The sequence below is a fragment of the Rheinheimera sp. SA_1 genome (assembly GCF_001669775.1).
GTDB lineage: Bacteria > Pseudomonadota > Gammaproteobacteria > Enterobacterales > Alteromonadaceae > Pararheinheimera.
On record NZ_LXWK01000016.1, the window covers coordinates 396,059 to 420,882 of the forward strand.

At 48.9% G+C, this 24,824-nt stretch carries 22 protein-coding genes and 1 pseudogene; 9 read left to right on the forward strand and 14 right to left on the reverse strand.

Translation table 11 applies throughout. From position 1 onward, the window contains the following. The gene (locus A5320_RS13750) at positions 1-2,469 is read right to left on the reverse strand and encodes a S9 family peptidase (RefSeq protein WP_068065769.1); all 2,469 of its coding nucleotides are present in this window, start codon (positions 2,467-2,469) and stop codon (positions 1-3) included. Between the two features lie 289 nt (positions 2,470-2,758). Continuing rightward, on the reverse strand, positions 2,759-3,364 hold the full coding sequence (locus A5320_RS13755; protein WP_068065772.1) for an FMN-dependent NADH-azoreductase: 606 nt from the start codon (positions 3,362-3,364) through the stop codon (positions 2,759-2,761). Between the two features lie 195 nt (positions 3,365-3,559). Here A5320_RS13755 and A5320_RS13760 point away from each other — a divergent pair, with 195 nt between their 5' ends. Beyond that, complete coding sequence (locus A5320_RS13760; RefSeq protein ID WP_082971770.1) at positions 3,560-4,219, forward strand: sigma-70 family RNA polymerase sigma factor; 660 nt, start codon at positions 3,560-3,562, stop codon at positions 4,217-4,219. Continuing rightward, complete coding sequence (locus A5320_RS13765; protein WP_068065775.1) at positions 4,203-4,904, forward strand: ChrR family anti-sigma-E factor; 702 nt, start codon at positions 4,203-4,205, stop codon at positions 4,902-4,904. The genes A5320_RS13760 and A5320_RS13765 overlap by 17 nt, the downstream gene beginning before the upstream one ends. A gap of 90 nt (positions 4,905-4,994) precedes the next feature. On the opposite strand, the gene A5320_RS13770 is transcribed toward A5320_RS13765, so the two are convergent. Continuing rightward, complete coding sequence (locus tag A5320_RS13770) at positions 4,995-7,256, reverse strand: aminotransferase class V-fold PLP-dependent enzyme (RefSeq protein ID WP_231916735.1); 2,262 nt, start codon at positions 7,254-7,256, stop codon at positions 4,995-4,997. A 220-nt stretch (positions 7,257-7,476) separates the two neighbouring features. Then, positions 7,477-8,193, reverse strand: coding sequence for a fatty acid metabolism transcriptional regulator FadR (fadR, locus tag A5320_RS13775; RefSeq protein ID WP_068065776.1), 717 nt, complete (start codon positions 8,191-8,193; stop codon positions 7,477-7,479). A gap of 186 nt (positions 8,194-8,379) precedes the next feature. Here fadR and dsbB point away from each other — a divergent pair, with 186 nt between their 5' ends. Continuing rightward, positions 8,380-8,913, forward strand: coding sequence for a disulfide bond formation protein DsbB (dsbB, locus tag A5320_RS13780; protein WP_068065779.1), 534 nt, complete (start codon positions 8,380-8,382; stop codon positions 8,911-8,913). 92 nt (positions 8,914-9,005) lie between these two features. On the opposite strand, the gene A5320_RS13785 is transcribed toward dsbB, so the two are convergent. The 3 genes from A5320_RS13785 to A5320_RS13795 form a co-directional block, all read right to left on the reverse strand. Next, positions 9,006-9,623 carry an FKBP-type peptidyl-prolyl cis-trans isomerase gene (locus A5320_RS13785; RefSeq protein WP_068065782.1) on the reverse strand — a complete coding sequence of 206 codons (618 nt, stop codon included), beginning with the start codon at positions 9,621-9,623 and terminating at the stop codon, positions 9,006-9,008. Between the two features lie 176 nt (positions 9,624-9,799). Further along, on the reverse strand, positions 9,800-10,081 hold the full coding sequence (locus A5320_RS13790; RefSeq protein ID WP_068065785.1) for a YfcL family protein: 282 nt from the start codon (positions 10,079-10,081) through the stop codon (positions 9,800-9,802). Positions 10,082-10,083: 2 nt separating this feature from the next. Further along, the gene (locus A5320_RS13795; protein ID WP_068065787.1) at positions 10,084-11,232 is read right to left on the reverse strand and encodes an ATP-NAD kinase family protein; all 1,149 of its coding nucleotides are present in this window, start codon (positions 11,230-11,232) and stop codon (positions 10,084-10,086) included. Between the two features lie 256 nt (positions 11,233-11,488). Between A5320_RS13795 and A5320_RS13800 the strand changes: the two genes are divergently transcribed. Beyond that, complete coding sequence (locus tag A5320_RS13800) at positions 11,489-12,922, forward strand: coniferyl aldehyde dehydrogenase (RefSeq protein WP_068065790.1); 1,434 nt, start codon at positions 11,489-11,491, stop codon at positions 12,920-12,922. Positions 12,923-12,963: 41 nt separating this feature from the next. Here the strand turns inward: A5320_RS13800 and A5320_RS13805 are convergent, their stop codons facing one another. The 3 genes from A5320_RS13805 to prmB all read right to left on the reverse strand — a co-directional run bounded on the left by A5320_RS13805 (position 12,964) and on the right by prmB (position 16,445). After that, complete coding sequence (locus A5320_RS13805; RefSeq protein ID WP_068065793.1) at positions 12,964-14,121, reverse strand: MFS transporter; 1,158 nt, start codon at positions 14,119-14,121, stop codon at positions 12,964-12,966. 266 nt (positions 14,122-14,387) lie between these two features. Continuing rightward, the gene (aroC, locus tag A5320_RS13810; RefSeq protein ID WP_068065796.1) at positions 14,388-15,491 is read right to left on the reverse strand and encodes a chorismate synthase; all 1,104 of its coding nucleotides are present in this window, start codon (positions 15,489-15,491) and stop codon (positions 14,388-14,390) included. Between the two features lie 3 nt (positions 15,492-15,494). Beyond that, positions 15,495-16,445, reverse strand: coding sequence for a 50S ribosomal protein L3 N(5)-glutamine methyltransferase (gene prmB, locus A5320_RS13815; RefSeq protein WP_068065800.1), 951 nt, complete (start codon positions 16,443-16,445; stop codon positions 15,495-15,497). A 36-nt stretch (positions 16,446-16,481) separates the two neighbouring features. On the opposite strand from prmB, the gene smrB reads away from it, so the two are divergent. Beyond that, positions 16,482-17,027 (forward strand): endonuclease SmrB, encoded by a 546-nt coding sequence (smrB, locus tag A5320_RS13820; protein WP_068066775.1) that lies wholly within the window; start codon positions 16,482-16,484, stop codon positions 17,025-17,027. Positions 17,028-17,070: 43 nt separating this feature from the next. Here the strand turns inward: smrB and sixA are convergent, their stop codons facing one another. After that, on the reverse strand, positions 17,071-17,562 hold the full coding sequence (gene sixA / locus A5320_RS13825; protein WP_068065807.1) for a phosphohistidine phosphatase SixA: 492 nt from the start codon (positions 17,560-17,562) through the stop codon (positions 17,071-17,073). Positions 17,563-17,812: 250 nt separating this feature from the next. Between sixA and A5320_RS22450 the strand changes: the two are divergent. The 3 genes and pseudogenes from A5320_RS22450 to A5320_RS13835 all read left to right on the forward strand — a co-directional run. Further along, positions 17,813-19,609 (forward strand): annotated as a pseudogene (locus A5320_RS22450) (insulinase family protein); the annotation flags it as partial. Positions 19,610-19,756: 147 nt separating this feature from the next. Further along, on the forward strand, positions 19,757-20,512 hold the full coding sequence (locus tag A5320_RS22455) for an insulinase family protein (RefSeq protein WP_442966058.1): 756 nt from the start codon (positions 19,757-19,759) through the stop codon (positions 20,510-20,512). A gap of 206 nt (positions 20,513-20,718) precedes the next feature. Then, positions 20,719-22,875: a putative bifunctional diguanylate cyclase/phosphodiesterase gene (locus A5320_RS13835; protein ID WP_157605848.1), complete on the forward strand. Its 2,157-nt coding sequence runs from the start codon at positions 20,719-20,721 to the stop codon at positions 22,873-22,875. 167 nt (positions 22,876-23,042) lie between these two features. Here A5320_RS13835 and A5320_RS21970 read toward each other — a convergent pair whose 3' ends face one another. Both A5320_RS21970 and maoP read right to left on the reverse strand, forming a co-directional pair. Then, complete coding sequence (locus A5320_RS21970) at positions 23,043-23,198, reverse strand: hypothetical protein (protein WP_157605851.1); 156 nt, start codon at positions 23,196-23,198, stop codon at positions 23,043-23,045. A gap of 42 nt (positions 23,199-23,240) precedes the next feature. Further along, entirely contained in the window at positions 23,241-23,588 is a 348-nt protein-coding gene (gene maoP, locus A5320_RS13840; RefSeq protein WP_068065811.1) for a DUF413 domain-containing protein, read from the reverse strand. A 128-nt stretch (positions 23,589-23,716) separates the two neighbouring features. On the opposite strand from maoP, the gene A5320_RS22405 reads away from it, so the two are divergent. Then, on the forward strand, positions 23,717-24,526 hold the full coding sequence (locus A5320_RS22405; protein ID WP_082971771.1) for a LysR family transcriptional regulator: 810 nt from the start codon (positions 23,717-23,719) through the stop codon (positions 24,524-24,526). On the opposite strand, the gene A5320_RS13850 is transcribed toward A5320_RS22405, so the two are convergent. After that, positions 24,523-24,717: a hypothetical protein gene (locus A5320_RS13850; RefSeq protein ID WP_068066781.1), complete on the reverse strand. Its 195-nt coding sequence runs from the start codon at positions 24,715-24,717 to the stop codon at positions 24,523-24,525. The genes A5320_RS22405 and A5320_RS13850 overlap by 4 nt on opposite strands. Between the last annotated feature and the right edge of the window lie 107 nt (positions 24,718-24,824).

A 24,824-nucleotide genomic window follows, 5' to 3' on the forward strand; every position in this document is an offset into this window, starting at 1 on the left:
TTACAGCTCACGTTCAAACAATTTATAAATCCGGCGATATTCATCCAACCAGCTGCTTGGTTGGCGGAAACCATGAGGTTCAACCGGGAAAATCGCGGTTTCAAAGGTATTTTTTTCCTGCTCAATCAAGCGTTGGACCACCCGCACTGTATCCTGGAAAAACACATTGTCATCCACCATCGGCGCGTTAATCAACAGCTGGTTTTTCAGACCTTCGGTGAAATAAATCGGTGAACTGCGCTCGTAAGCAATAGGATCCACATCTGGTGTATTCAGAATATTGGACGTATACGGCTGATTGTAATAAGCCCAGTCGCCGACCGGACGTAACGCAGAACCGGCTTTAAACAGATCTGGCTGGGTAAACATCGCCATAAAAGTCATAAAACCACCATAAGAGCCGCCATAAGTACCAACACGTGCGACATCAACGTTGGTGTTGTCGACCAGCCATTTCACCCCGTCCATCAAATCCTGAGTTTCAGGGGTACCCATCTGGCGGTAAATGGCGGTGCGCCAGTCACGGCCATACCCTTTTGATGCCCGGTAATCCATATCCAGCACCACATAACCTTGTTGGGTCAGAATTTGATGGAAAAAGAATTCACGGAAATAATTCGACCAACCTAAATCACTGTTTTGTAAATAACCAGCACCGTGGTTAAAAATCACCGCCCGGCGCTTTTCACCCTGTAGATAATCTTTTGGCAGGTAAAGTTTCGCAAACACCGGCTGCTCACCATGGCTCGACGGCACTGCAATTACTTTCGGTGCCTGTAATGCCATCGCTGTCAGCTGTTCTGAAACAGTGTAAGTTAAGCGTTTTAACACACTGCCGCTTTGGTTTGCCATCACATACAGCTCTTCTGGCATTACTGAGGTTGAATAACGCACCAGCAACTGACTTTCATCCGGAGACAAATCAAAACTCAGATTGCCGGTCAAAGCTGTTAGTTGCTGGATTTTTTCAGCCGCTAAGTCCAGTTTATAAACGTTGTAAATGCCCGGATGTGTTGGGTTGGCGCGATAATAAATAGCTGTGCCTGCACGATTTAGCTTTGGCTGACTGACTTCAAAAGTGCCGCTGGTCAACTTTTTCGCTTTGCCGTTTAATGCTTTGACATACAGGTGCGAATAACCACTTTCTTCGGATAAAAAGTACAGGTTAGCGCCTTGGTTATACCAACCAAAATTATTGAAATCGTAGTTGATCCAGGCATCGTCGTGTAAGCGGTGTTGATTGACCAGTTTGTTGCTTTCAAAATCAACAGTCGCCAGCCACCGGTCTTTGTTGTCCCAGGCTTTTAGCATCACCGCCACTTGTGAACCACTTTGATCCCAGCGCATGGCCGACTGATCCCAGCTCCAGTCATTCAGTAATGAAATGTCACGTGCTGCTTTTTTCGAACTGTACGATTTGCCCTGACGTTTGGCATTTTCAGCTTTTACTGACGCCAGTACATCTTCGTCAAAGCCTGGTAAGGATTCATAACTGAGCGGAAATTGCTTGTTGTGCAGCACATCAACCAGCACCAGTTTATGCGGCTGTGGTTTTTGATCATGGACCCGGGCACGTACAGGCTGTGCGGCAATATCACCGGTCGCGGTAATATAATTTGGCATGATGTCTTTGCTGTTACGCTCATTTTTGCCAGCTAATGCCACCAAAATTTTATCGCCTTTGGGTGACAAACTGGCACTGTCAATGGAGACGTCTTTACCCAGATAAACCGGGGCTGGCGCTAATACATCACTTTGCTGCTGAATTAGTTGTTGCTGGTTAAACGCATCGGTCGCGTTTTTGTGTTCCAGCGCAATGAACTGAATTAATTTGTGCTGTTCTTTTGCCAGATAACTGTCCGGGATGGCCGGTGCTTTAGGTTCTGCTTCCGCTTTCAGACTGGCCAGCAAAGATAATTCACCGCTTTGTAAATTCAGACCATAAAAATCCCAGTCCTGCCGCCAGCTCAAACGGCCATCGGTTAAAAACATCACATCCATTTGTTGCTGGCGGTTGCGGGTTAACTGACTGATTTTGCCGGAAACAACTTCTTTGACGAACACCTGACCTTCAAAGGTCCAGGCGACAAATTTTCCGTCATTGGAAAAACGTTGATCTGCAGCACCAATATTATCCAGCTCATTTAATGCAACCTGTTGACCATTGTCTGTGGCGACTAAAGGCCGGGCAAACCAATCACGCAGTTCAGCGCCTTGTTGTTTACGCTGGTAGTAAATGCTCTGGCTGTCGGCTGACCAATAAGCGGCCTCCGGCTGACGACCCAACCAATCCGGGTGCGCCATGGCTTGTTCCATCGTCATCGGCTTGTTGCCGTTCGTGGCGGCCTGAATTTGTACCGGGTTCAGTTGATAACTTTGCGGCTCTTTCGCCTGAGTGGAAAAACTGGCACCAGCCAGCAAAATTGCGCTGAGCGTGACAGCCAGCAAAGGTTTGGAGAATTGTGTCATCTGGATTTTTTTCTATGTGATCTGGACTAGGGTGCCTCTCTTATACAAAGGTCCGTCCGGAAATTCAACCATCTGCGGCTGTTAGCTGAGTTCGCAGGATAAAGGGCTGCGGTTATTGCTTGTCAGGCAACTACATAGGACCTGATCAACATGACACCATGATTTTTGCGCTAAACAATATAAAAAAACCGCAACCAACGGCCGTACAGCATTGAAATCTGCCAGGCCAAGGTTGCGGTTTGCAGGAACTCAGTGTCAGCCAGGTAGCTGACAAGGGTGAGATGGTGGATTAAGCCGCCAGTTGCGAGGTTAAATCGCCAATTTGGGCTTTAGCGGCGCTTAAAGCAGCTTGTGCTGATTCAGCTCCCATATTTAAACCTTCGGCATAAACAAAATGCAGGTTTTTCAGGCCGATAAAGTTAAAAAATGCTTTTAAAAATGGCGTTTGGCTATCGTGTGGCAGATCTTTGTAAATGCCGCCACGGGTTGCAAAAAACACAACCGGTTTATCCGCCAACAAACCAACCGGACCGGTTTCGGTGTATTTAAAGGTAATACCAGCGCGGGCGATGCGGTCAAACCACGCTTTCAGCTGACTTGGTACACCAAAATTGTACATTGGCACGCCAACCAGAATCACATCGGCAGCTTGCACCTGAGCGATGCTCAAATCAGACAAAGCGGCAATTTCAGCTTGTTCAGGTGTACGGTCGTTGGCTGGTGTCATCCAGGCAGCGATTTCACTCATCGCCAGATGTGGCAACTGTTGCTGGTTTAAATCCAGACGGGTCACAGTCGCTTCGCTCGTTAAGGCTTGTAAAAAGTTTTCAATTAATTGATTTGACTGGCCTTGTTCGCCGCTGATTGAGCTATTTACGATTAAGATGTTTTTCATGGTGGTTGTTCCTTTGGTTAAGTCCGACCACTATAAATCCTATTAAAACGAATATATATCGCATTAAATTGCCGATATCATTCTATTTTTTTCATCTAACGAAATTCAGATCCAAGCCTGAAGTCGCCGCGTATAAGTCTACATTGCAATTCGCACCGGCTTGCCGCAGTAAGTAACGGCTAAGGGAAAGATAAAATGTTGGATAGATGTGGCTTAACCAGTCATCATGCTGTGGAATTTTCCCGCCAAGGTAGCTCGATGATAGCTCAGCAAGATCCCTCCCCAAGCATAGAGCTGGGACAATGGGAAGAAGCACTTAACGTGATTGCGGTACATCGCGATAAAAAGATGTATGCGGAACTGTTCAAATATTTTGCACCAAGACTCCGAGCTTTTGGCATCAAGATGTTCGGCAACGAACAACAGGCAATGGAAATGGTGCAGGACACCATGCTCAATGTCTGGCAAAAAGCTGCATTGTTTGATGCCAGCCGCGGTTGTGCTTCCACCTGGATTTTTACCATAGCGCGCAACGTGCGTTTTGACATGCTGCGGAAAAAACAAAGCCGCAAAGATGATATCAGCGCCGACGATTTATGGAGTGATGGCGATTATCCGGAGCAAGAAGGCAGCCATAGCCAACAATGGGACCTGTACCTGATCGCCGAAAAAATTGCACCGCATTTTCATGCGTTACCACCGGCGCAACGGCTGGTGATGGAAAAAGTTTATCTTGATGAGCTATCCCATCAGGAAGTTTCAGAACAATTAAGTATCCCGCTTGGCACCGTTAAATCACGGATCCGGTTGGCGTTAGACAGATTAAGAGAGGCAATCGATGGCCCACGCAGTTAAATTCCATCCCAGCCTGAGTTTGCTGGAACAATATACCGAAGGCACGCTTGCTGCTGAATTGTCGCTGGTGGTCGCAGCACATCTTGATTTTTGCCCGCATTGCCAGCAATTGCGCCATGATATCGAAGCCGATATCGGTTGTCAGTTAGCCCAGCAGAGCGCCGCGAGTGCTGACGGTGAAGAGTGGCAACAGATGCTGCAGCAGATCCTGAGTCCGGACGCTGCCACAACAACCCAGGGCTCAGTTGAAACAGCGTCGAGCACAGAGTCCGAGACAGTCGCGACGCATATCGAGCAAGGGCAACATCGGATTGAAATCCCGCGCAGCTTGCAACGACTGGCGGCAAAGCGGAAAAAATGGTTACAACTGGGCGGCATCGCGACCGCAAAATTGCCATCAGGTGATGATAACCATCTGTCTTTGCTGTTGATTGAATCGAATACCGAAGTGCCGTTACATACACATAAAGGCTTGGAAATTACCTTGGTGCTGGCTGGTGAAATGGTTGACGAAATGGGTAAATATGCCGCCGGCGATTTGATTATTAACACGCCTGATCATACCCATACCCCAAAAAATATCAGTCATGAACCCTGTTTGTGTTTGTCGGTGCTGACAGCGCCGCTAGAATTTAAACAAGGTCTGACGCGTTTGTTAAACCCGCTTCAGCGATTCTTTTACTAAATATGTAAAGCTGAACTGGTAAAGCTAAAAAGCAAAAACCGCGCTAAGGCGCGGTTTTTTTTATAAGATATCAGCGAACCTTAAGGCCGCTTAACTTAGCATCGCCACGCCACCTTTAAGATTGTACACTTCGGAAAAACCGGCCCGGTTCAGTACTTTTGCGGCGACCAGGCTGCGATTGCCAGAGCGACAGACCAATAATAAGCGTTGATCCGGCGTTAACGCTGAACTAATCAAGGCATCACACAGCCTTGATAACGGCCAGTGTTGAATATTAACGCCTGTTGGCAGATATTGATCCAGCTGACCAGCGCTTTGTTCGTAAGGCTCGCGCACATCAACCACCACTGTCAGTGGATATTCCGCCAAAAATTGTTGCACCTGCGGAGCATCAACCACAGCTTTGGCATCGGACCAACTGACTTCAACCACACCACACTGGTAACTGTTGGCCGCACAAAGCTGCTCACTTTGCGCCTGCAGGGTGGCAGTCCAGGCTGCCGACCATTGTTGTGCCTGTACCACTTCGGTTAACAGCGGTTGTTCTGCTTGTGCTAACCGCCAGGTCGTGAAAAAACGCTGGGCATAATCATGACTCGACAATAACAGGGTATCAGCGCCAACTTTCGTCAACAGCGTCCGAACACTGCTGGCGAACGCCAAAGGTTCCGAGCCTGCCAAATCTAACCGGCCAATCCCACCAGGCAGTAATAAATCACCAACAAAAGCCGCGACTGTCTGTTGATGTTGCTGCAACAGATAACTGCGGCTGTCATGGCTGTGGCCCGGCGTAGCCATCGATGTCAGTTGATACTGGCCACAATTAATCTGCGCCCGACCGATTGGCCAGCCAAGCTCATCAACTTGTTGGGGTTCTGACAGTGGTAACAACGCTGCTAAATCATCGCGGGCTGAGCTGCGGTCTTGATGTAAATGGGTGTCCAGTACCGCAACCAACTGCAAGCCCTGCCCTTGCACCATGTTGGCCAGACGATTGGCAAGCGGAGCCACCGGATCGATGATCACCGCTTGATGACTGTCGGCACAAACCAGCAGATAACTGCATAAATTTTCGTGTTTTAACTGCGTCAGGCCACTCATGGCCAAATCCGCCAACGGCTGTGCATCCGACAGTACCAGACAACATTGCTGCACTATCGCCGTTAACCGGCCAATTGCTGTGCAGGCTTGCTGGCATTCTTGCGGTGTCATCGCCGGACCAAACGATAGCCGGATTGCTCCCTGACTGCGCCATGCCGGCAGCCCCATCGCATCCAGCACAAAACTGGTCGGAATTTTTGAACTACAGGCAGAGCCGGAACTGATCCGAATACTGGCTGCATCAAATAAATCCATAATATCTTTGCTGTAAAAGCCCGGTACCGAAAAATTGATGGTGGTCGGAACAATGTCAGGTTCATTACTATTTAACACCATCGCCGGGAAGACCTGACGTAATGCGCAGAGCAATGCCTCGCGATGCTGCCACAACACGGATTCTGGCTGAAACACCGAGCCAGTCGTTTTACGCAGTTCGGTAAAAATAGCGTGCAATGCGGCAATGCCCGGTAAGTTTTCAGTGCCGGAGCGTAAACCGCTTTCCTGACCACCACCGGCAATCAGCGGCTGATAAGGCGCCCCATGGCGCACATACAAAAAACCAATGCCTTTGGGTGCATATAGCTTGTGGCCGCTAAAAGGCGCGTAATCGATACTGGTGTTGGCAATATCTAACGACATTTTGCCCAATGCCTGGACACAATCCACCATCCAGCTCACTGTTGGATTGGCACTTCGGATCACCTGCTGCAGTAACTCCAAATCTTGTTTAACACCGGTTTCGTTATTAGCGGCCATGGTGCAAATCATCGCCGCATCAGCGACATGGTTACGGATAAATGCAACATCCAATAAACCGCGGTGATCGACCGGGATGGCTTTCACGGTTGCACCGAGCTGTAATACATGGTTCCAGTGTTTCAGGCTTTCCGGCACCGCTTTGTGCTCGGTTGCGCCATACAATAACAACACGTCAGGGCCGGTGAGCCCGCGACTACGGGCATCCAGTAATGCCGATACAATTGAACTCTGGATGCCTTCGGTTGCCCCAGAGGTAAATACAATCTGACCACTACTTGCACCAATCACCTGCCTGGCCAAAGCCCGGGTCGTTTCAAGCTCCACTTTGGCTTTAATGCCAGTACTGTGGCTGCTGCTTGGGTTGCCAAATACGGTTTGCATATGATGCAACACAGCTGCGGCAGCACAAGGTAAAACCGGCGTGGTAGCATTATTGTCAAGATAAACTTCTTGCTGGCGCAGCCCTGCGGTGATTGTGGTAGATTCAGACACTGGATGCCCCTTATAACCGAATGCTATAACTTATATCTGCACATCATAAGCAGAGCTGCTTTGCGTCACAAGTGAATTTACGCCTGAATTTAAACTTCGGGAATGATTGTAGCGTGAAAGGTGTCAACACGACTGTGTCAACGAAGCGGATTTCACTAAAGCGCCCAATTTTTCAGGCTTTAAAAAAAACACTCCGCGTTGCGGAGTGTTTTAAAGATGGTTATTCCACTAAATCTTTCGGGATGTCAGGGCGCAAAGCCGACCAGACTTTGCCACTTTCTTTACCGTATTTACGTACGGCGAGCACCACTTCATCGTGTTTACCGGCTTCGGCGTATAATTTCAGCTGATGATAGTAGCGACGAGCCAATTCACGTGATTCCGGATGCGAGAAGTAAAACCGGGCGATTCGGCGATACAAACCACGAAAGCCGTTCAGGATCAGCACGTAAATCCGGTTTGATGAATGTAAGGCCAGTTCATGATTGAGGTTATAGTCAAAGTCAGCAAAAGCTTCTGGTGTATCTTCCAGCGATTCAGCACCGGCAAATACGGCGATCACTTCTTCACGGTGGGTTTTAATGGCGCCGCGAATGTAAATAGCGCTGATATTGGTGCGGGCAGACAACAATTCGTCAACCAACTCCGGCATCCGGTCTTGATCCAATCTTGCGAGAGTTTCCAGAATATTCAGACCTGAAGTTTCCCAGAAATTATTCACTTTAGTTGGTTTGCCATGCTGAATGGTTAACCAACCATCACGGGCCAGCCGCTGCAACACTTCACGAAGGGTAGTACGGGTCACGCCGATTAACTCAGAGAGTTCACGTTCTGCCGGTAAAATAGAACCAGGTGCAAATTTACCGTTCCAAATGGATTCAACAATGTATTCTTCGGCAAAACCCGCCGGGCTTTGTGCTTTTATGAGGTTGGTCATCCGGATTTGTCCGTTTTAGTTGTAGGTCTCACCATGATTGGCACTGATTGTACCAGAGCAGATTGAGTTAACAAGCCATGGCGCAAAAATTGCGCTTTGCTATTGATCGCAAAGGTTGTTTTAGCTCGCATTTTCGCTTAGATTGTCGCTTGGGAAATTTCTAAGTGATCCAACAAGGGAAATCAGATGTTTGCAGCAGTGGCTCGTTGGCCAAAACAACGCTGGCCTTGGGTACTTTTATCATTCAGCGCACTGACATTATTGTTAGTCGCATTGTATTTCCAATATGGCATGTCGCTAGGCCCTTGCACCAAATGTGTTTATCAGCGTTTTGCCATCGTCGGTATTTTATTGGCGGGTTTGGTTGGAATGTGGGGACGCGAGTCTGCATTACTGCGCTGGAGCGCATATATCGGTTGGGCCGTCGCTGCAAGTTGGGGTTTAAAAATTGCCCATGATCAGGTGCTGGTTGAAGAACTGGTTAAAAACGGTGGTTTCTCCACTTGTGCCGTTTTTGCCGAATTTCCAAGCTGGTTGCCTCTTGATAGCTGGATCCCGTTCATTTTTAATCCAACCGGCGTTTGTGGTGATGTTGCCTGGCAGTTCCTGGGTTACTCAATGCCATTTTGGATGCGTATCGTTTTTGCAGTTTACTTATTAGCGGTTTTGGTAGTGATGGCCAGTCAGCTGAAAAAACACAAATATAATCCTTACGATTAGCTGTTGTTTGCTGTCAGGTTTCGAATAAAGCCTGAATGAACAGAAATAAAAAAAGCGCGATTGCGCTTTTTTTATTTGCTGAATGTTCGAACTTAGCTAACGATAGCCAACAATTCAACATCAAACACCAGTGCGCTGAATGGCGCAATTGACGCACCGGCGCCACGCTCACCGTAGGCCAACTGATGTGGAATGTATAAACGATATTTAGAACCGACTGGCATCAGCTGTAACGCTTCAGTCCAGCCAGCAATCACGCCACCCACCGGAAACTCGGCTGGCTGACCACGATTGTACGAACTGTCAAACACAGTACCGTCAATCAAAGTACCGTGATAATGCGTGCGCACAGTCGAAGCACGCGTTGGCTTTTCGCCGTCACCCTGCACTAACACTTCATATTGCAGACCAGAAGCGGTCACAACTACACCAGCTTTGTTGGCATTTTCAGCCAGGAAAGCTTCACCTTCGCCTGCAGCTAATTTTGCCTGGGAAGCCTGAGCTTCCTGCATCCGGGCGCCAATCACTTCAAAAGCGGCGCGGATTTGGTCTTCAGACACTTCCGGCTCATCACCATAAAATGCAGCAGCCAAACCAGCTGCAACGGCAGCGATATCTAAACCATCAAACGGGTTATCAGCCAGTTGCTGACCCATTTGCAGACCGATGCCATAACTGGCGTGTTGTTCGAGCGTGGTAAATGTCGACATAAATAATCACTTCTGGTGATGCGCCATCAGGCGCAGTTTAAAATAAGACCTTTACTACCCGTCATCCTTAAAAAATGGTGGGTATCGAACAAAAGTCCCGTAAAAATTAATGACCAAAAAACCTAAAAATGCATGCTAGCCGAAATAGACGAATTTGTCTTGCCATAGCAGCCGTTTCAGCAGGGCAACTGTTGAAGATGCTGCCAAATATCAACGACCAATGCCTGGTCGGCATCATTCAGTTCACCGGCACTAATCGCCTGTTGCAGACTCAGCGCGACTTGCTGCTGCAGCGTATCTACGCTAAAAGCTTGCTCTTGTAACTGTAAAGTACCCACCGCCAGGTCGATATGGCCGCGTAAATAACCGGCGGCAAATAACTGGTCGTCACTGGCCGTAGCCACGCTCTGATCAAAATAATCAGCCATCGCATTAATATAAATATCAGTCTGTTGCATGGTTAATCCTCGTATCCAAGACGGTACATCACATAATCGTTGTAACCACACAGCACTTTCATCATGCCTTGTAGCTCGTGATCCAGAGCCGCATCACCACTGTCGCTGATCAGCGGCCGCCCGTTTAATTGTTGTAGTTTGGTTTTGGTCGCGACCAGCTGAATATTGTCACGGCCAATAGTGCGGATCACTGACGGCGATAATTGCTGATTACCGCGGCCAAAAATGTGCCCCTGACCACCGATTAAGGTGATGAGCAATTTAGTCGCATCGGGCTTGATGAAAGTCTGTAATTGACTGGCGGTTACATCTGACGCAATCAGCTCGCCATTTTCCACTACATCGACCCCGAGCAAAGTGTTCGGCAGGCCGAGTTCAGCCATTACCGCAGCAATAGTGCTACCGGAACCCATCACATAACGTACATCGGGCTCCATTTGCGCCGCCACAAAAGCGGCTAAATCATCCAGCACCAGCTCTTCGGATTCTTTACCGGACGATTTTACACTTTGCACATAACGTAGTTCGGTTGGGATCTGCATTTCACCAAAACGTTTGGCGCGCACTGTCCCCTGGCGAAATGCGGCTTCGTCGATGTCCATCACCTGCGCGTCCTGCACCGTGACCAGTTCGCCTTTAATCATTTGCGCTACAACTTTACCCGCCGCAGATGGCGTAATAGCGTAAACGCCAGAGTGAATTTTACAGCCAGCCGGAATGCCAAGCACTGTGGTATGGGCATCAACCACGGCACAGATGTTGCGGGCAGTGCCGTCGCCGCCAGCAAACAGCAGTAAATCAATGCCGGCTTTGGATAAACAAGTCGCCGCAGCTTCAGTGTCGGCAGCAGTTGATGGCTCGCTGACGCCTTGATAGACCACAGTCACTGTAAAACCTAACTCACGGGCCAAATCTTCGCCCATTAAACCAGCGACGGTCAAAATATGAACTTGTGATTGATAAGGTAATAATTCGGTAAGTGCTGTTCTGGCTCTTTGCTGCGCCAGTGGCACGGCGCCGAGCGCTAAGGCTTCTGCGGCGACACCGTCACTGCCTTTTAATGCAACACTGCCGCCAATACCAGCCCAGGGGTTGATGATCAGTCCCAATCTGAAAAGCTGTGGCTGCGCTGCGGGGAGAATTTCAGACATACCAGAACATCCTGCATCATTTATTACTGGTTTTATCACCGGACTGCTGATCGAATTGCTTCCTACAGCACCCTTCGAAAATATCGGGCGGCATTGTAACCATTGCGCTGCAGTTTTCCCAGCACCACGCCCTACTATCTCCGCCCGGTTTTAATTTTATTCCGGTATATATCCCGCACGGTTTGTTTCGGGCTCATTGCATCAAAAGCAATGCTGCTTTAGATTAGAAGGATCTGTTGATTGGTCGGACCTTATGATGTCGTCTTTGCTGGAAAATTTTACTGCGCTGCGTCAGGCTTTTAACGCACAACCTTACCCGGAGCTCGCAACCCGTAAAGCACAACTCACTGCGCTGCGTCAGCAGCTGTTGCAACAGCAACCAGCCTTACTGGCGGCTGCACGGGCCGACTTTGGCCAACGTGATGATAGCGAAACCAGCTTACTGGAAGTTATGCCAAGCATCAGCAGTATTGATTACAGTCTGAAAAAGCTACGCAGTTGGTTAAAACCGGCCAGCCGTCACGTCAGTTGGTTGTTTTTACCGGCTAAAAACTATGTTTGTTATCAGCCGCTTGGTGTCGTTGGGGTGATAGTGCCCTGGAACTATCCGATTTTTTTAAGTTTGGGGCCGCTTGTTACCGCTATTAGCGCTGGCAATAAAGTGATGGTTAAACTGTCTGAATTTACCCCACACACCAACCAGGTACTTAAAAGCATTATTGAACAGGCGTTACCGGGTAGCGCGTTGGTGATTGAAGGTGATGCCGACATCGCAGCCTCTTTTAGCCAGTTGCCATTTGACCATCTGCTATACACCGGCTCTACCGCAGTCGGTCAGCACGTGATGCGCGCCGCCTGTAACAATTTAACCCCAGTCACTTTGGAACTTGGCGGTAAATCACCACTGTTGATTGCACCTGATATCGACGTCAACAGTATCGCCGACCGCATTATGTTCGGAAAAACGGCGAATGCCGGCCAAACTTGTGTCGCCCCCGATTATCTGCTGGTGCCACGTGCGCAGTTAACCGCAACCATTGATGCATTAAAGCTGCAGTTTCAACAGTTTTACCCGACCGATGCCAGCTCAGATCAACATACCAGCCAAAAAAAAAGCCAATACACCAGCGTCATTAATCAGCGGCATTTTTCCAGGCTTTGTGGTTATTTAACCCAGGCCAATGAAAAAGGTGCCACTGTTATCAGTTGCGATGGCAACGACTGGCAACAACATTTGCAAAGTAGCAAACGGCTGTTACCGCTGCAATTGGTGCTGGACGCACCGCTGGACTGCGATCTCTGGCAACAGGAGATTTTCGGACCGGTGTTACCGATCCTGCCTTATGACAATTTTAATGAAGCACTGGAGTTTGTGCGGCAGCGCCCGCGTCCACTGGCACTTTATCTGTTTAGCCACGATAGTAAGCTACAGCAACAGGTACTGCAGCAAACTCACGCTGGTGGCGTCTGCGTGAACGAAACTTTATTGCATGTTGGCCAGGAAGATCTGCCATTTGGCGGTATCGGGCCTTCCGGTATGGGGCATTATCATGGCCGCGAAGGTTTTTTAACTTTTAGCCATGCCAAAGCGGTGCATCAAAAAGGCCGTATCAACAGTACCCAACTCGCCTACCCGCAACATAGGGCGAAGTTACTAAATAAAGTGATGAAGTTTCTACTAAGAGCTTGATCAAGTTGGAAATATCCGTGGCAGCGCTGCGCTGCCACCTGTTAACCGGCCGGTTGAATTTTCTTTGGTAAACTAAGCGCCAGTACCATCGATAACAAGGCACAACCAGCACCCAGCACAAAAGTGAAAGTCGAACCCGCTCCATCCTGCCAGGCAACGCCTGCGACATAAGCACCAACAGCGCCGCCGCCGCCATAAATCAATCCGGCATACAGTGCCTGACCGCGACTGCGTTGGTGCTGCGGGAAAAACTGTTGAATAAATTGCATCGCGCAGCTGTGGGCAATGGCAAAACTAAAAGCGTGCAATAACATACTGGCCGCCAGCAACCAGCCCGAATCCGCAACAAAAGCTACCATCAACCAGCGCACTGCCGTTAAGCCATAACACAGCCCCAACAGCTTCTGATAACTGCGGCCTTTTAAAATTCGACCGGCATAAAAGAATGCGACGATTTCAGCTGCCACCGCCAACGCAATCAGTAAACCGGCATCACTGCCGCTGTAGCCTAAATCGCGGGTGTAGAGGGTGAAAAAACCGTAAAAAGGCGCGAAGCTCATCTGCATAAAAAACGCACCGAGCATAAACTTCACGAAGGAACTATGGGTCCACAAGGTCCGGAAGCGCAGCGGCTGTGCATCTGTCTGCGGTTCAAGCCGATATTTCGGCAGCAGCCATAAAGTGGCGAGCATCAGCATTAAAAACAATAAGGCGCTGTGCGGCAACATCTGTGGTCCGGTGTGCTGAAACCACCAGCCTCCCAGCATCACCAGCACAATGTAACCAACCGATCCGGCCGTACGGACTTTGCTGTAGCGTGAGGTGTCGTTATCCAGATAATGAAAGGCTGCGCTTTCCAGCTGCGGTAAAATGGCCGTCCAGCACAGACTATAAAGCGCAAGTCCAGCAACCAATGGCCAATAACCACCCTGATAAAAACTGCAGAGCCAACCTAAAGTCGCAAGCACGGCACCAAAACGCATCACGCCAATCGGATCACGCCGACGTACCGCGAGCGCCGCCCACAAACTAGGGCCCGCAATCCGCATGCCGGTAACAATCGCCAGCAACACGCCAATATCATGCGAATTTAGGCCACGGCCATCGAGGAACAACCCGATATAGGGCACAAACACCCCGAGCACGGCGAAATAAGCAAAATACGCCAGACTCAGGGTGGATGCTGAAGATAATTTCACAAAAACTCCGGTGCTGGAAAATTAGAGCGTGTTGACCTTTGGTGGTTGGTTTTGCAGCAGTTTGGCTGGTTTTTATGCAAGGCATCGCCCGCGATCTGTAGTTATTCTACATGAGCGGGCGGCTCATCCATTAAAAGAGCATGCCGCAGAAAGGCCAGCCAAGCGCTGCCCGTAGGGTTCGATCGGGAGCCGCGTAGTTGGCGACTTCATTGGTGAGAAGGCGGCTCTCGATTGAACAAAATTCATACATCAATGGTCAGCACGCTCTAGCCGCGACCAATCCTGGCAATATCCGGCGTGGTCACCACAACCTGATGATTCTGCGCTTGATGTCGTAAAAAATGATCCATCAGCACAATCGCCAGCATCGCTTCGGCAATCGGCACCGCCCGAATACCAACACAAGGATCATGGCGGCCTTTGGTGATCATCTCCACCGGCTCACCGCTGGTGTTAATACTGGCGCCCGGAATACTGATGCTGGACGTCGGTTTCAGCGCAATACTAACGCGGATATCCTGGCCGGAGGAAATCCCGCCCAAGATGCCACCGGCGTGATTGGCGGTAAAACCGGTTGGCGTCAGAGCATCACGATGGGTAGACCCCTGCTGCGCGACGACGGCAAAACCATCACCAATTTCCACTGCTTTTACTGCATTGATGCTCATCATGGCATGAGCAATATCGGCGTCGAGGCGGTCAAACACCGGCTCGCCCCAGCCGACCGGCACATTGCTGGCCACCACATTAATGCGGGCGCCTACTGAATCACCGGCTTTTTTCAGCTCTCGCATAAATGCATCAAGCTCTTCAAGCTTGTCGACATCAGGACAGAAAAAATCATTTTGTTCGACTTGGTCCCAGTCCAGCTTTTCGGCAGTGACTGGCCCGAGCTGCGCAAGATAAGCCCGCACTTCGACGCCAAAGCGTTGTTTTAAATACTGTTTGGCAATTGCGCCAGCAGCAACTCTGACTGCAGTTTCCCGCGCCGATGAGCGACCACCACCACGATAATCGCGGATACCATGTTTGTGCCAGTAAGTATAATCAGCATGGCCAGGCCGGAACACGTCTTTAATCGCCGAATAATCCTGCGAGCGTTGATCAGTGTTTTCAATCAATAATCCGATGGAGCAACCAGTGGTCACGCCTTCAAACACACCGGATAAAATTTTGACCACGTCATCTTCCCGTCGCTGCGTGGTGTAACGGGAAGTACCTGGTTTACGCCGGTCTAAATCATGCTGAATAGCTTCTAAATCAAGTACTAAACCTGGTGGACAACCGTCAACAATACCGCCAATCGCCGGGCCGTGGCTTTCACCAAAAGTCGTTAATCGAAACAAATCGCCAATACTGTTGCCAGCCATGGGTTACTCCCCGAAATATTGCTGATGGGCTAAAAGTTGCGCTTTGGTCAGTGCAAACACACCAATGCCGCCTTTGCTGAATTCAATCCAGTGAAATGGCACGTCCGGCATTTGTTCGGCCAGCGCCACCATTGAATTGCCCACTTCACAAATCAATACTCCATTATCGGTCAGATGCGCTGCGGCTTCGCGTAGAATTTGCCGGGTAAGTTCCAGGCCATCCACACCAGAAGCCAGCCCAAGTTCCGGTTCATGATGATATTCCTGCGGTAAATCGGCCATATCATCGGCATCCACGTACGGCGGATTGGTGACAATCAAATCGTACTGCTGACCCGGTAAGGCACTAAAACAATCCGACTGAATTGGAAACACCCGATGCTCAAGATCATGCTGACTGATATTTAAATCCGCCACTTGCAGCGCATCTTCGCTGATATCCACCGCATCAACTTCAGCATCCGGCAGATAATGGGCACAGGCGATAGCGATACAGCCTGAACCGGTACATAAATCAAGAATTCGTTGTGGTGCGTTAACCGGAAACCACTGGGCAAATTGTTGCGTAATCAATTCGCCAATCGGCGAACGTGGTACTAACACCCGTTCATCAACATAAAATGGCAGCCCGGCAAAATAAGCTTGATGGGTTAAATACGCCGAGGGCACCCGTAAACTGATCCGTTGTTGTACTAAGGCAGCAAACTGACGCTTTTCGCTGCGGGTCAGTCGGGCCTGCAATAACGAAGGTTCAGCCAGATGGGTTAAATGCAACGTAAATGCCATCAGCACCCCGGCGTCATCCCATGGGTTATCAGTGCCATGGCCAAAATACAGGTCAGCAGCATTAAACTGGCTGACCGCAAAACGTAACCAGTCGTGAATAGAATGCAAATCTGCGACGGCTTCGTCAATGATTTCAGCGCTGAGTGCAAAAGGTTCGTGTTCAGTCATTTATTTAACTTTGCTCTTTGGGTAGACTTGCGCGCTATGAACAAGCCTAAGTTACCTAACGAAGAAGAAATCCAGCAGTTTCGCGACGCCATTGCTGACGCCCGGCCATTGGCGCAGGACAAGATACCGCCTGCCCGTCCGCCCCGCAACAAAAAAACATCCGTAAAGACGTCTGCAGAGCCCGAAACTCGCCATTTGTTCTATTTTTCTGATGAATTTGAAGGTTATCAGGCAGACGGCAACACCATCAGTTATGTACAACCCGGTGAAGATCCCCATCTGGCAAAAAACCTTAAACGCGGTGAGTTTCAGCCCGCAGTGGTATTGGATTTACATGGTCTAACTCAATTAGAGGCCAAATCCGAACTGGCGGGTTTACTGGCCTACTGTCAGCAGCAACATTTTAACTGCGCCTGTATTGTGCATGGCAAAGGCACTGGCATTCTGGCGCGCAAAGTGCCGAACTGGCTCATTCAACATCCGAATGTGCGGGCTTTTCACACCGCGCCGACCCATTGGGGCCGCGATGGCGCATTATTGGTGTTGTTGAAAACACCGGATAAAACGCCGGACATGCGTTAACAGCCAGCCCTATACTTGGCAGCTCAGCAGTGAACCAATAGTCCTAACTGGCAGTAATAAGTTTTAAGTCAGAAGGTGCCATCCGTTCCAGCAGTTTGCCGGCAGCCGGCGGCTGATAATCGATACACACCAAACCAGAAGTTTCAAATACCGGTGTACAACCGTTTTTAGTAAAGGTTTCGACCAAGAAACTGACCAGCGGCATATGCGACACCAATAAAAACCGGGCCTCTGGATTCTGTTCCATTCTGGCGTTAATGTAGAGTTGAACTTGATGGCAATCGCCTTCAGGGACCAGTTCCGGCAGAATTTCAATTTGCGGGCTGTTGTTTTGTTGTGTCAACATCAGCTCGGCGGTTTGCCGGGTCCGGACAAATGGACTGCAGACAATCCAATCCAGGCTTTGATAATGTTGTGACAGCCAATGGGCCATCTGACTGACTTCGGTTCTGCCTTTGGCGGTTAATTGCCGTTGACTATCCTGACTGCTGAGTGGCTCGGCTTCGCCGTGCCGCATGATAACCAGATTGACCATTGTGTACACCGTTGACAACTTCGCGCCCAACGCGAAAAGAGTGCGCTATGATAATGAAAGATTGCTGTCACAGTAACTGTTAATAAAGCATAAAATTTCAGCTTTATATTCCTATTCGATATGATGAGAAGCGGTTTTACTCGTCCAGATTTGCCATAACACGAGGCCTGAATTGAAAAAAAGCCATGTAGTGCAAAGCCCTAACGACCATCGCTGCTATCTTCCGCTGACTCTCGATAACGGTTTGCGGGTGTTATTGGTTGAACAACCGGATGCCGAAAAAAGTGCGGCGGCCATGGCTGTTAATGTCGGTCATTTTGACGACCCCTCCGACCGCGAAGGTCTGGCACACTTCCTCGAGCATTTAGTGTTTTTAGGTTCCGGCGAATTCCCGGACGCCGGCAGTTATCAGCAATTTATCGCCAGTCACGGCGGTAGTCACAATGCCTGGACCGGTACCGAACATAGTTGTTTTTACTTCGATATTGAGCACCGCCATTTCCCCCAAGGCTTGCATCGTTTCGCCGATATGCTGGGGGCACCGCTGTTTAGCGACGAAGCGGTCGACAAAGAACGGCAGGCAATTGAAGCCGAATTTTCAATGAAACTCAAAGATGATGGGCGGCGCATTTATCAGGCGCATAAAGAAAGCATTAATCCATTACACCCCTTTGCGAAGTTTTCAGTTGGTAATTTGTCGACATTGGACGATAGACCCGGCCAAACCGCTCAACAGGCTGTGCGCGATTTTTATCAGCAACAATATAGCGCCAGCCGGATGACACTGGTGCTGGTGTCGGCTGTGTCACTTGCCGAACAGCAACAATGGGCAATGGAGTTTTTTTCCAGGTTGCCAAGCCATCTGCCGGCAAAATCGTCGTTAAGTCAGCCGCTTTACCTGGCTGAGCATCTGGGCATTCAATTAAATATACAGCCGCATAAACCAACCCAACGTTTTGTGCTGAGCTTTGCCTTGCCGGATATTCAGCCCTGGTATCGTTTTAAACTGGTCAGTTTCCTGGCGCATTTACTGGGCGATGAAGGCCCCGGTTCGTTACTGAGCGGCCTGAAAGCCAAAGGCTGGGTCAATGCGATGAGTGCCGGTGGCGGCATTGACGGCAGTAACTACAAAGATTTCACGCTGTCATTTGAGCTAATGCCTGAAGGCATGTTGCAGCAAGAGCAAATTCTGCTCGAAAGTTTCAGTTATCTGGCGATGCTGAAACAACACCCCTTCCCGCAGAACTTGTTCAGTGAACGGCAGCAGTTGGTGCAATGGAGCTTTATTTATCAGGAAGTTAAAGCACCGCTGCAGCTAGCCAGCGACCTCGCAGTCAATCTGCAACACTATCCGATTGAAGATTATGTGTTCGGCGATTATCGGATGGAATTGCCGCCGCCGGAGCTTTATCATCAGTTGTTGAACTATTTCAGCGCCGATAATCTGCGGTTGATGCTGATAGCACCGGAAGCCGCAGTCGACCGCCAGGCTCGCTGGTATCACACGCCCTATAGCCAAATTACCGTAACCCCTGAATTGCTGGCACGCCTCACACAAGCGCCAGTAAAAGCTGAATATCGTTTGCCGATACACAACCCTTATCTGGTAGCAAAACTGGAGTTACTGGCAAGCGATGCCACCGCCGAACAACCCATCCGGTATTTCGAAAATGACGCTATGACCCTGTGGTTTAAACCGGATGCCGAGTTTCAATCACCCAAAGGCCATATTTTTGTGCAGCTGACCCTGCCTAATACGGTACAGGATTTAACCCAGCTGGCGCTGACAAAATTATGGCTGGAGTTGTTTTTAGATCAGGTCAACGAGCAATTTTACCCTGCTACCACCGCCGGTCTGCATTACAACCTTTACGTGCAACAACATGGCCTGACGTTGCATACCAGCGGTTTGTCCGGTAATCAGATTGCGTTGGTGAAAGATTTACTGGAACAATTGCCCCGGCAACAATTTCAGCCGGATCGTTTTATCGAAATGCAACGCCAATTAGTCCAGCATTGGCAAAACGCTGCCCGCAGCAAACCCATTAGTCAGTTATTCAGTAAGTTGTCGGCGCTGTTACAGCCACTGAACCCCGAAGCCGATCGACTGGCTGCGATTCTGGCAGCCACCAGCGTTGCCGACTTTGAACGTTTCAGCGCGCAGATGTTTGCGCAATTACATCTGGAAGCGATGATGCTTGGCAACTGGACCGAGCCAAATGTGCAATCACTACAACAACAATTACTCCAATGGCTACAGCAGGTGCCAGCCATTTGCGCAAAACTGCCAAAACAAAGCTACAGCACCGCAGATTTAGGACCGGTGTGGCTGGATTTACCAATCAGTCAAGACGACAACGCACTGGTGATTTACCTGCCGGCGCAACAACGCTCGCCGCAAAGCATGGCGCTGTTTATGCTGATGAATCATCTGGTGTCACCCGAATATTTTCATGCGCTTCGTACTGAACAGCAACTGGGATACTTGGTCGGCACCGGTTATGTGCCGATGAATTTAAAGCCCGGCATTGCGTTTTACGTGCAATCGCCTAAAGTTGCACCCGCCGATTTGTACTACGCCACCTTGATTTTTTACCGCAAATTTCTCGAAGAACTTCCTGAATTAACTATTGAAGAATTTGCTGAGTTAAAACAAAGCCTGCAAGGACAAATTAAAGAGCGGGATAATAGCCTGAGCAGCAGAGCAAAAAGAGTCTGGTTAGCAATAGGTCAGTGCGACCCTGAATGTCAGTTAGCCAGCCTAATCCAGCAGCAGCTTGAACAACTGACTTTGACGCAGTTTATTGACTTCTGTTACACCCTGCTCGCACCGGACTACGACGCGATATTTTTGGCGACAGGGCCGGCACCGGAGCACAGTCACATGCAACAATTGTCGGTTAAAGAACTGAGCAGCAAGCTCAAGTTGCACCAAGATGATGATCATTAAACCAGCACTATGCTTATTCGTTCCCCTAACGGGGTCGTCATAGCAGATTGGCTTTGACAGCGATAGTAAATTTATATAATTTGTTTATAACAACCAGCCCGATGTGTAGATGTGTGAATAATAAAAAGAAAACAGGCATTTACCTAGTCGTCAGCAGCCTGAGTTTAGTATCTTTGCCATGCTTTGCCCTTGACTGGCAAAAGACCATGCCCTATGTGCTGTCATGTATCTTGTTGTTTTCATTCGGCGCTTTATTACTCGCACACCTATCTATTCTGAAAATGCGTCGTTACCAAAACCGCCTTGAGCAAAGTGAAGAGCGGTTACGCCTGAGTTTATGGGGCAGCGGTGATGAACTGTGGGATTGGAATATCGGCTCTGGCACCTTGTATCGTTCCAGCTCCTGGCAACATCCGGTTGAACTGAAACCTGAAACCAATCAATTCCCGCCTAACCGTGACCAGATCCATCCCAATGATTTAGAACGGGTTACTGAACATCTTTATCAGCATCTGGCCGGTACATCCCCATATTTCGAAGCAGCCTATCGATTACGCGCTTCAGATGGTGGCTGGGTTTGGGTGCTTGACCGCGGCAAAGTTGTTAGTACCGACTCCGACGGTGTAGCCACCCGGATGACCGGTACCTTGAAAAATATTCAACTGTTAAAACACACTGAAGAACGGCTCGAATTGTTTGCCCGGTGCCTGGAAAACATTTCAGACGCCGTCGTTATTTGCGATACCAACTTTGTGGTGATTGAAGTCAACCACTCTTTTACCACCATCACCGGTAAAAGCCGCGAACAAGTGATTAAAAAGCCATTTGATCTGGCGATGTATCCTAACCGCTTTTTGCAGGAAATTGGCCTGGTGCTGCAAACACAAGGGGTCTGGCAAGGTGAAATTCAGGATCAGCGCATTGGCGGTGAGATTTATCAGGCAGAACTGAACTTTGACGTGGTCAAAGACGATCATCAACACATTACTCAGTATGTGGCGGTGTTTTCCGATATTTCCGAGCGTAAGCGTAAAGAAGCGGAACTCAGCCGGCTTGCCAATTCCGATACGTTAACCGGCTTGCCAAACCGGGCGTTGTTTTCCGCCGAATTAAGCCGCTTAGTAGAACGTGAAGTGAAACATGCGTTGTTGGTATTCGATTTAGACAATTTCAAGAAAATCAATGACTCGCTTGGCCACCAACTGGGTGATTCGTTACTGGTTAAATTGGCGGAACGCCTGACTATTCTGACCCGGCAAAAAGAACGTTTATACCGGCTCGGTGGTGACGAATTTGCAATTTTACTGGAAAATACCAACGATATTCATACCATCACTTCGATGGCGAAAGAGCTGATTAAACAGATTAATCTGCCATTTTTTATTAATCAGCACGAACTGGCCATTACCAGTAGTATCGGTATTGTATTGTACCCGGAAGACGGCACCGATCCAGAAGCCCTGCTACGTAACGCCGACACCGCGATGTACCACGCCAAAAGTGATGGCGCCAACCGTTACTTGTTCTTTAACGATTCAATGAACAAACTGGCGGTAAAACGACTGCAACTGGAAAACCTGATCCGGCATGGCTTAAAAGAAGATTATTTTACCGTCTACTACCAGCCGAAAATGGACATCTTGAGTGGTCAACTGGTTGGGATGGAAGCATTGGTCCGTTTTATCACCCCAAAACGTGGCCTGATTAGCCCGGCCTCCTTTATTCCGGTGTCTGAAGAAACCGGCCAAATTGTTGAAATTGGTGAAGTGGTACTGCGTAAAGCCTGTATGGATGTGAAACGCTGGATTGATCAGGGGTTATTTCATGGTCGGGTCGCGGTAAACTTGTCAGTGAAACAATTTATGCTGCCGTATTTATGCGAACAAATTGATGACGTGCTGCAGCAAAGTGAACTGCCTTCTTACCATCTTGAGCTCGAAATCACTGAAGGCACCGTTATGCAATCGCCGAAAATGGCGATTGATACCATGAAAAAATTACGCGCCCGCGGCATTCACCTGGCCATGGATGACTTCGGCACCGGCTATTCTTCGCTGGCGTACCTGAAGCAGTTTCCGCTGAATACACTAAAGATTGATAAAGCTTTTATCGACGATATGAATACCGCCCGTGGCCGTAATATGGTCGATACCATTGTCACCATCGCCCACAACTTAAGTCTGACTGTGGTGGCGGAAGGCGTTGAATATGCAGAACAATTACAGCAACTGAAACAACTGCGCTGTGAAATTATTCAAGGCTATTTCTACAGTAAACCGTTGTCAGCAGCTGATTTCACGCAATTCCTGAAAGATCAGAAGCAGCACAAGCCGAAACTGGCGGCGGTACCGGCAGCGCTCTAGCATCACTGCCGACAACCTTGTTACCTGCCAGGCACTTATCAACGGACTGCCATCAATTAAACACCGCATTTCGAAGCATATAAAAAAGGAGCCTGAGCTCCTTTTTTATTGCAACCTGACTGCACTTAATGTGCTGCAACAGTTGTTATTCATTGATTGACTGACAATTAAGAATTGCGATCCGGGTCAATACCCTGCCGAATTTTTTCCATCCGTTCCTGATGGTTCAGCCACATCTTCAGTGCGCCAATGCCAATCCCAGCTAATGGAATTAAAAATACCAGCACACCTGGATTTAATAATTTTGTAAAAAATTCGTCCAACCTCAACTCCTTCTTTATCAGTCAATGCCTTAAGCATGCCGCTTAATCGTTGTCAGTCTCAACAAAAGAAAAGTCATCGCTGCCATCGGCAATCCGTTTTTTACCAAAAACGGTGTGAAACTTCTTCTTCTCCTGGACATTCTTTTTATACTTGCTCCAGACTTTTTCATAGCTGGATTCGGCTTCCGCTTCACCGCGGCAAACCAATAGAAAACGTTGCTCTTCAGCGGTTTCCGGCTGGCGGGTACCCTCTTCCAGCTCAAGCATCGCTGCACCATGTTTCTCCAGCAGATTGCCCTCTGCCAGCGTAAACCGCCCTGACCGCGTAAACCCTTTAGGGAAATTACGGTCATCAAAAAAGCGACGTTTAGCCACAAAACTTTGCTGCATCACTTTTTTCCCCTGATCTCGTTGAATCTAAAGCTATCCCAATTAAACTGTGCGGAGTATGGTAAACAAAATTCCGATCGTAAAACAAATATTTTTTATGGTTACGATGAAATATATAAGGATCCGCTTTGGATACTGAGCTGTTAAAAACCTTTCTGGAAGTCCAAAAAACCCGTCACTTTGGTAAAGCTGCTGACAATCTGTACCTGACACAGTCGGCCGTCAGCTTTCGGATCCGCCAATTAGAACAAAGCCTTGGTGTCACCTTATTTAATCGCTTTCGAAACAACATCCAATTGACCACCGCCGGTGAAATGTTATTACCGCATGCTCAGGCCGTGCTCAGCGCAATAGCGTCAGCGAAACAGCAGCTCGCTTTAAATTACTATCCGGATAAACCATTACAGCTTTGTCTGAGCTCTGAATTGAGCGTGCTGTTTCATGATGCTGATTTTAATCAGATGATCAGTAGTGCACAGCAAAGCCAGCTGCAATTCATTCCAACCGCTTTAATGGCCCGACAATCCCAGTTGGTACAAGATGGCATGGTCATATTAGGCTCGCAATTGCCCGATCCACAGCCATGGCAGGCTTTGTGTCTTGGTTACCTGGAACTGGTAGCGGTTGGTTCAATCAACCAGGAGCAGACACAGGAAGGATCATTAGGACTGCTGCAGGTGCCCCGCATTCAGCAAAACGCGATTCAATTTAGCTGCGCTGAGCCCGCTGTATTACTGCAATGGCTGCTGGCAAATCAAGCCTGTGCTTATTTACCGCTGTTGATGGTTCAGGATGCTGTTGCACAAAAACAATTACAACGACTGGCGTTGCCGGAACTACGAATTCCGGTGTGGGCTTATAGTCAGAACGATGCCAGTTGGCCAATACTGTGGCGAACTACGCTACAACGCAGCACAATGCTGCTGGGAGCCGGTTAAGGTCGGAACCACACAAAGCCATGGCCGAGTGCTTTACGCAGCGCCAATCGCTTGTGGTTTTGAAATAGAGGTAATGCCAAAGGTCCAACGATAGCGCCAGCCAACACCCAAGGCGTAGATTTTAGTCCAGATCTTTTTGCCAACACATAAAACCAACCGCTAAACAACGGTGATAACAATAACAACAACATGCTGTGGCCCCTTTTGGTCACTGCTGACTGCATCAGCATAAAGCGTATTTTTACTGAACATCGATACAGCTTCAGGCCAAACCCTGATCTGCCGGCAAAAAAAAGAG

Coding starts and splice junctions, on each gene's coding strand:
- A5320_RS13750 (WP_068065769.1), bottom strand. CDS start 2,469: ATGACACAATTCTCCAAACCTTTGCTGGCTGTCACGCTCAGCGCAATT.
- A5320_RS13755 (WP_068065772.1), bottom strand. CDS start 3,364: ATGAAAAACATCTTAATCGTAAATAGCTCAATCAGCGGCGAACAAGGC.
- A5320_RS13760 (WP_082971770.1), top strand. CDS start 3,560: ATGTTGGATAGATGTGGCTTAACCAGTCATCATGCTGTGGAATTTTCC.
- A5320_RS13765 (WP_068065775.1), top strand. CDS start 4,203: ATGGCCCACGCAGTTAAATTCCATCCCAGCCTGAGTTTGCTGGAACAA.
- fadR (WP_068065776.1), bottom strand. CDS start 8,193: ATGACCAACCTCATAAAAGCACAAAGCCCGGCGGGTTTTGCCGAAGAA.
- dsbB (WP_068065779.1), top strand. CDS start 8,380: ATGTTTGCAGCAGTGGCTCGTTGGCCAAAACAACGCTGGCCTTGGGTA.
- A5320_RS13785 (WP_068065782.1), bottom strand. CDS start 9,623: ATGTCGACATTTACCACGCTCGAACAACACGCCAGTTATGGCATCGGT.
- A5320_RS13790 (WP_068065785.1), bottom strand. CDS start 10,081: ATGCAACAGACTGATATTTATATTAATGCGATGGCTGATTATTTTGAT.
- A5320_RS13795 (WP_068065787.1), bottom strand. CDS start 11,232: ATGTCTGAAATTCTCCCCGCAGCGCAGCCACAGCTTTTCAGATTGGGA.
- A5320_RS13800 (WP_068065790.1), top strand. CDS start 11,489: ATGTCGTCTTTGCTGGAAAATTTTACTGCGCTGCGTCAGGCTTTTAAC.
- aroC (WP_068065796.1), bottom strand. CDS start 15,491: ATGGCTGGCAACAGTATTGGCGATTTGTTTCGATTAACGACTTTTGGT.
- prmB (WP_068065800.1), bottom strand. CDS start 16,445: ATGACTGAACACGAACCTTTTGCACTCAGCGCTGAAATCATTGACGAA.
- smrB (WP_068066775.1), top strand. CDS start 16,482: ATGAACAAGCCTAAGTTACCTAACGAAGAAGAAATCCAGCAGTTTCGC.
- sixA (WP_068065807.1), bottom strand. CDS start 17,562: ATGGTCAATCTGGTTATCATGCGGCACGGCGAAGCCGAGCCACTCAGC.
- A5320_RS22455 (WP_442966058.1), top strand. CDS start 19,757: ATGCTTGGCAACTGGACCGAGCCAAATGTGCAATCACTACAACAACAA.
- A5320_RS13835 (WP_157605848.1), top strand. CDS start 20,719: ATGCCCTATGTGCTGTCATGTATCTTGTTGTTTTCATTCGGCGCTTTA.
- maoP (WP_068065811.1), bottom strand. CDS start 23,588: ATGCAGCAAAGTTTTGTGGCTAAACGTCGCTTTTTTGATGACCGTAAT.
- A5320_RS13850 (WP_068066781.1), bottom strand. CDS start 24,717: ATGTTGTTGTTATTGTTATCACCGTTGTTTAGCGGTTGGTTTTATGTG.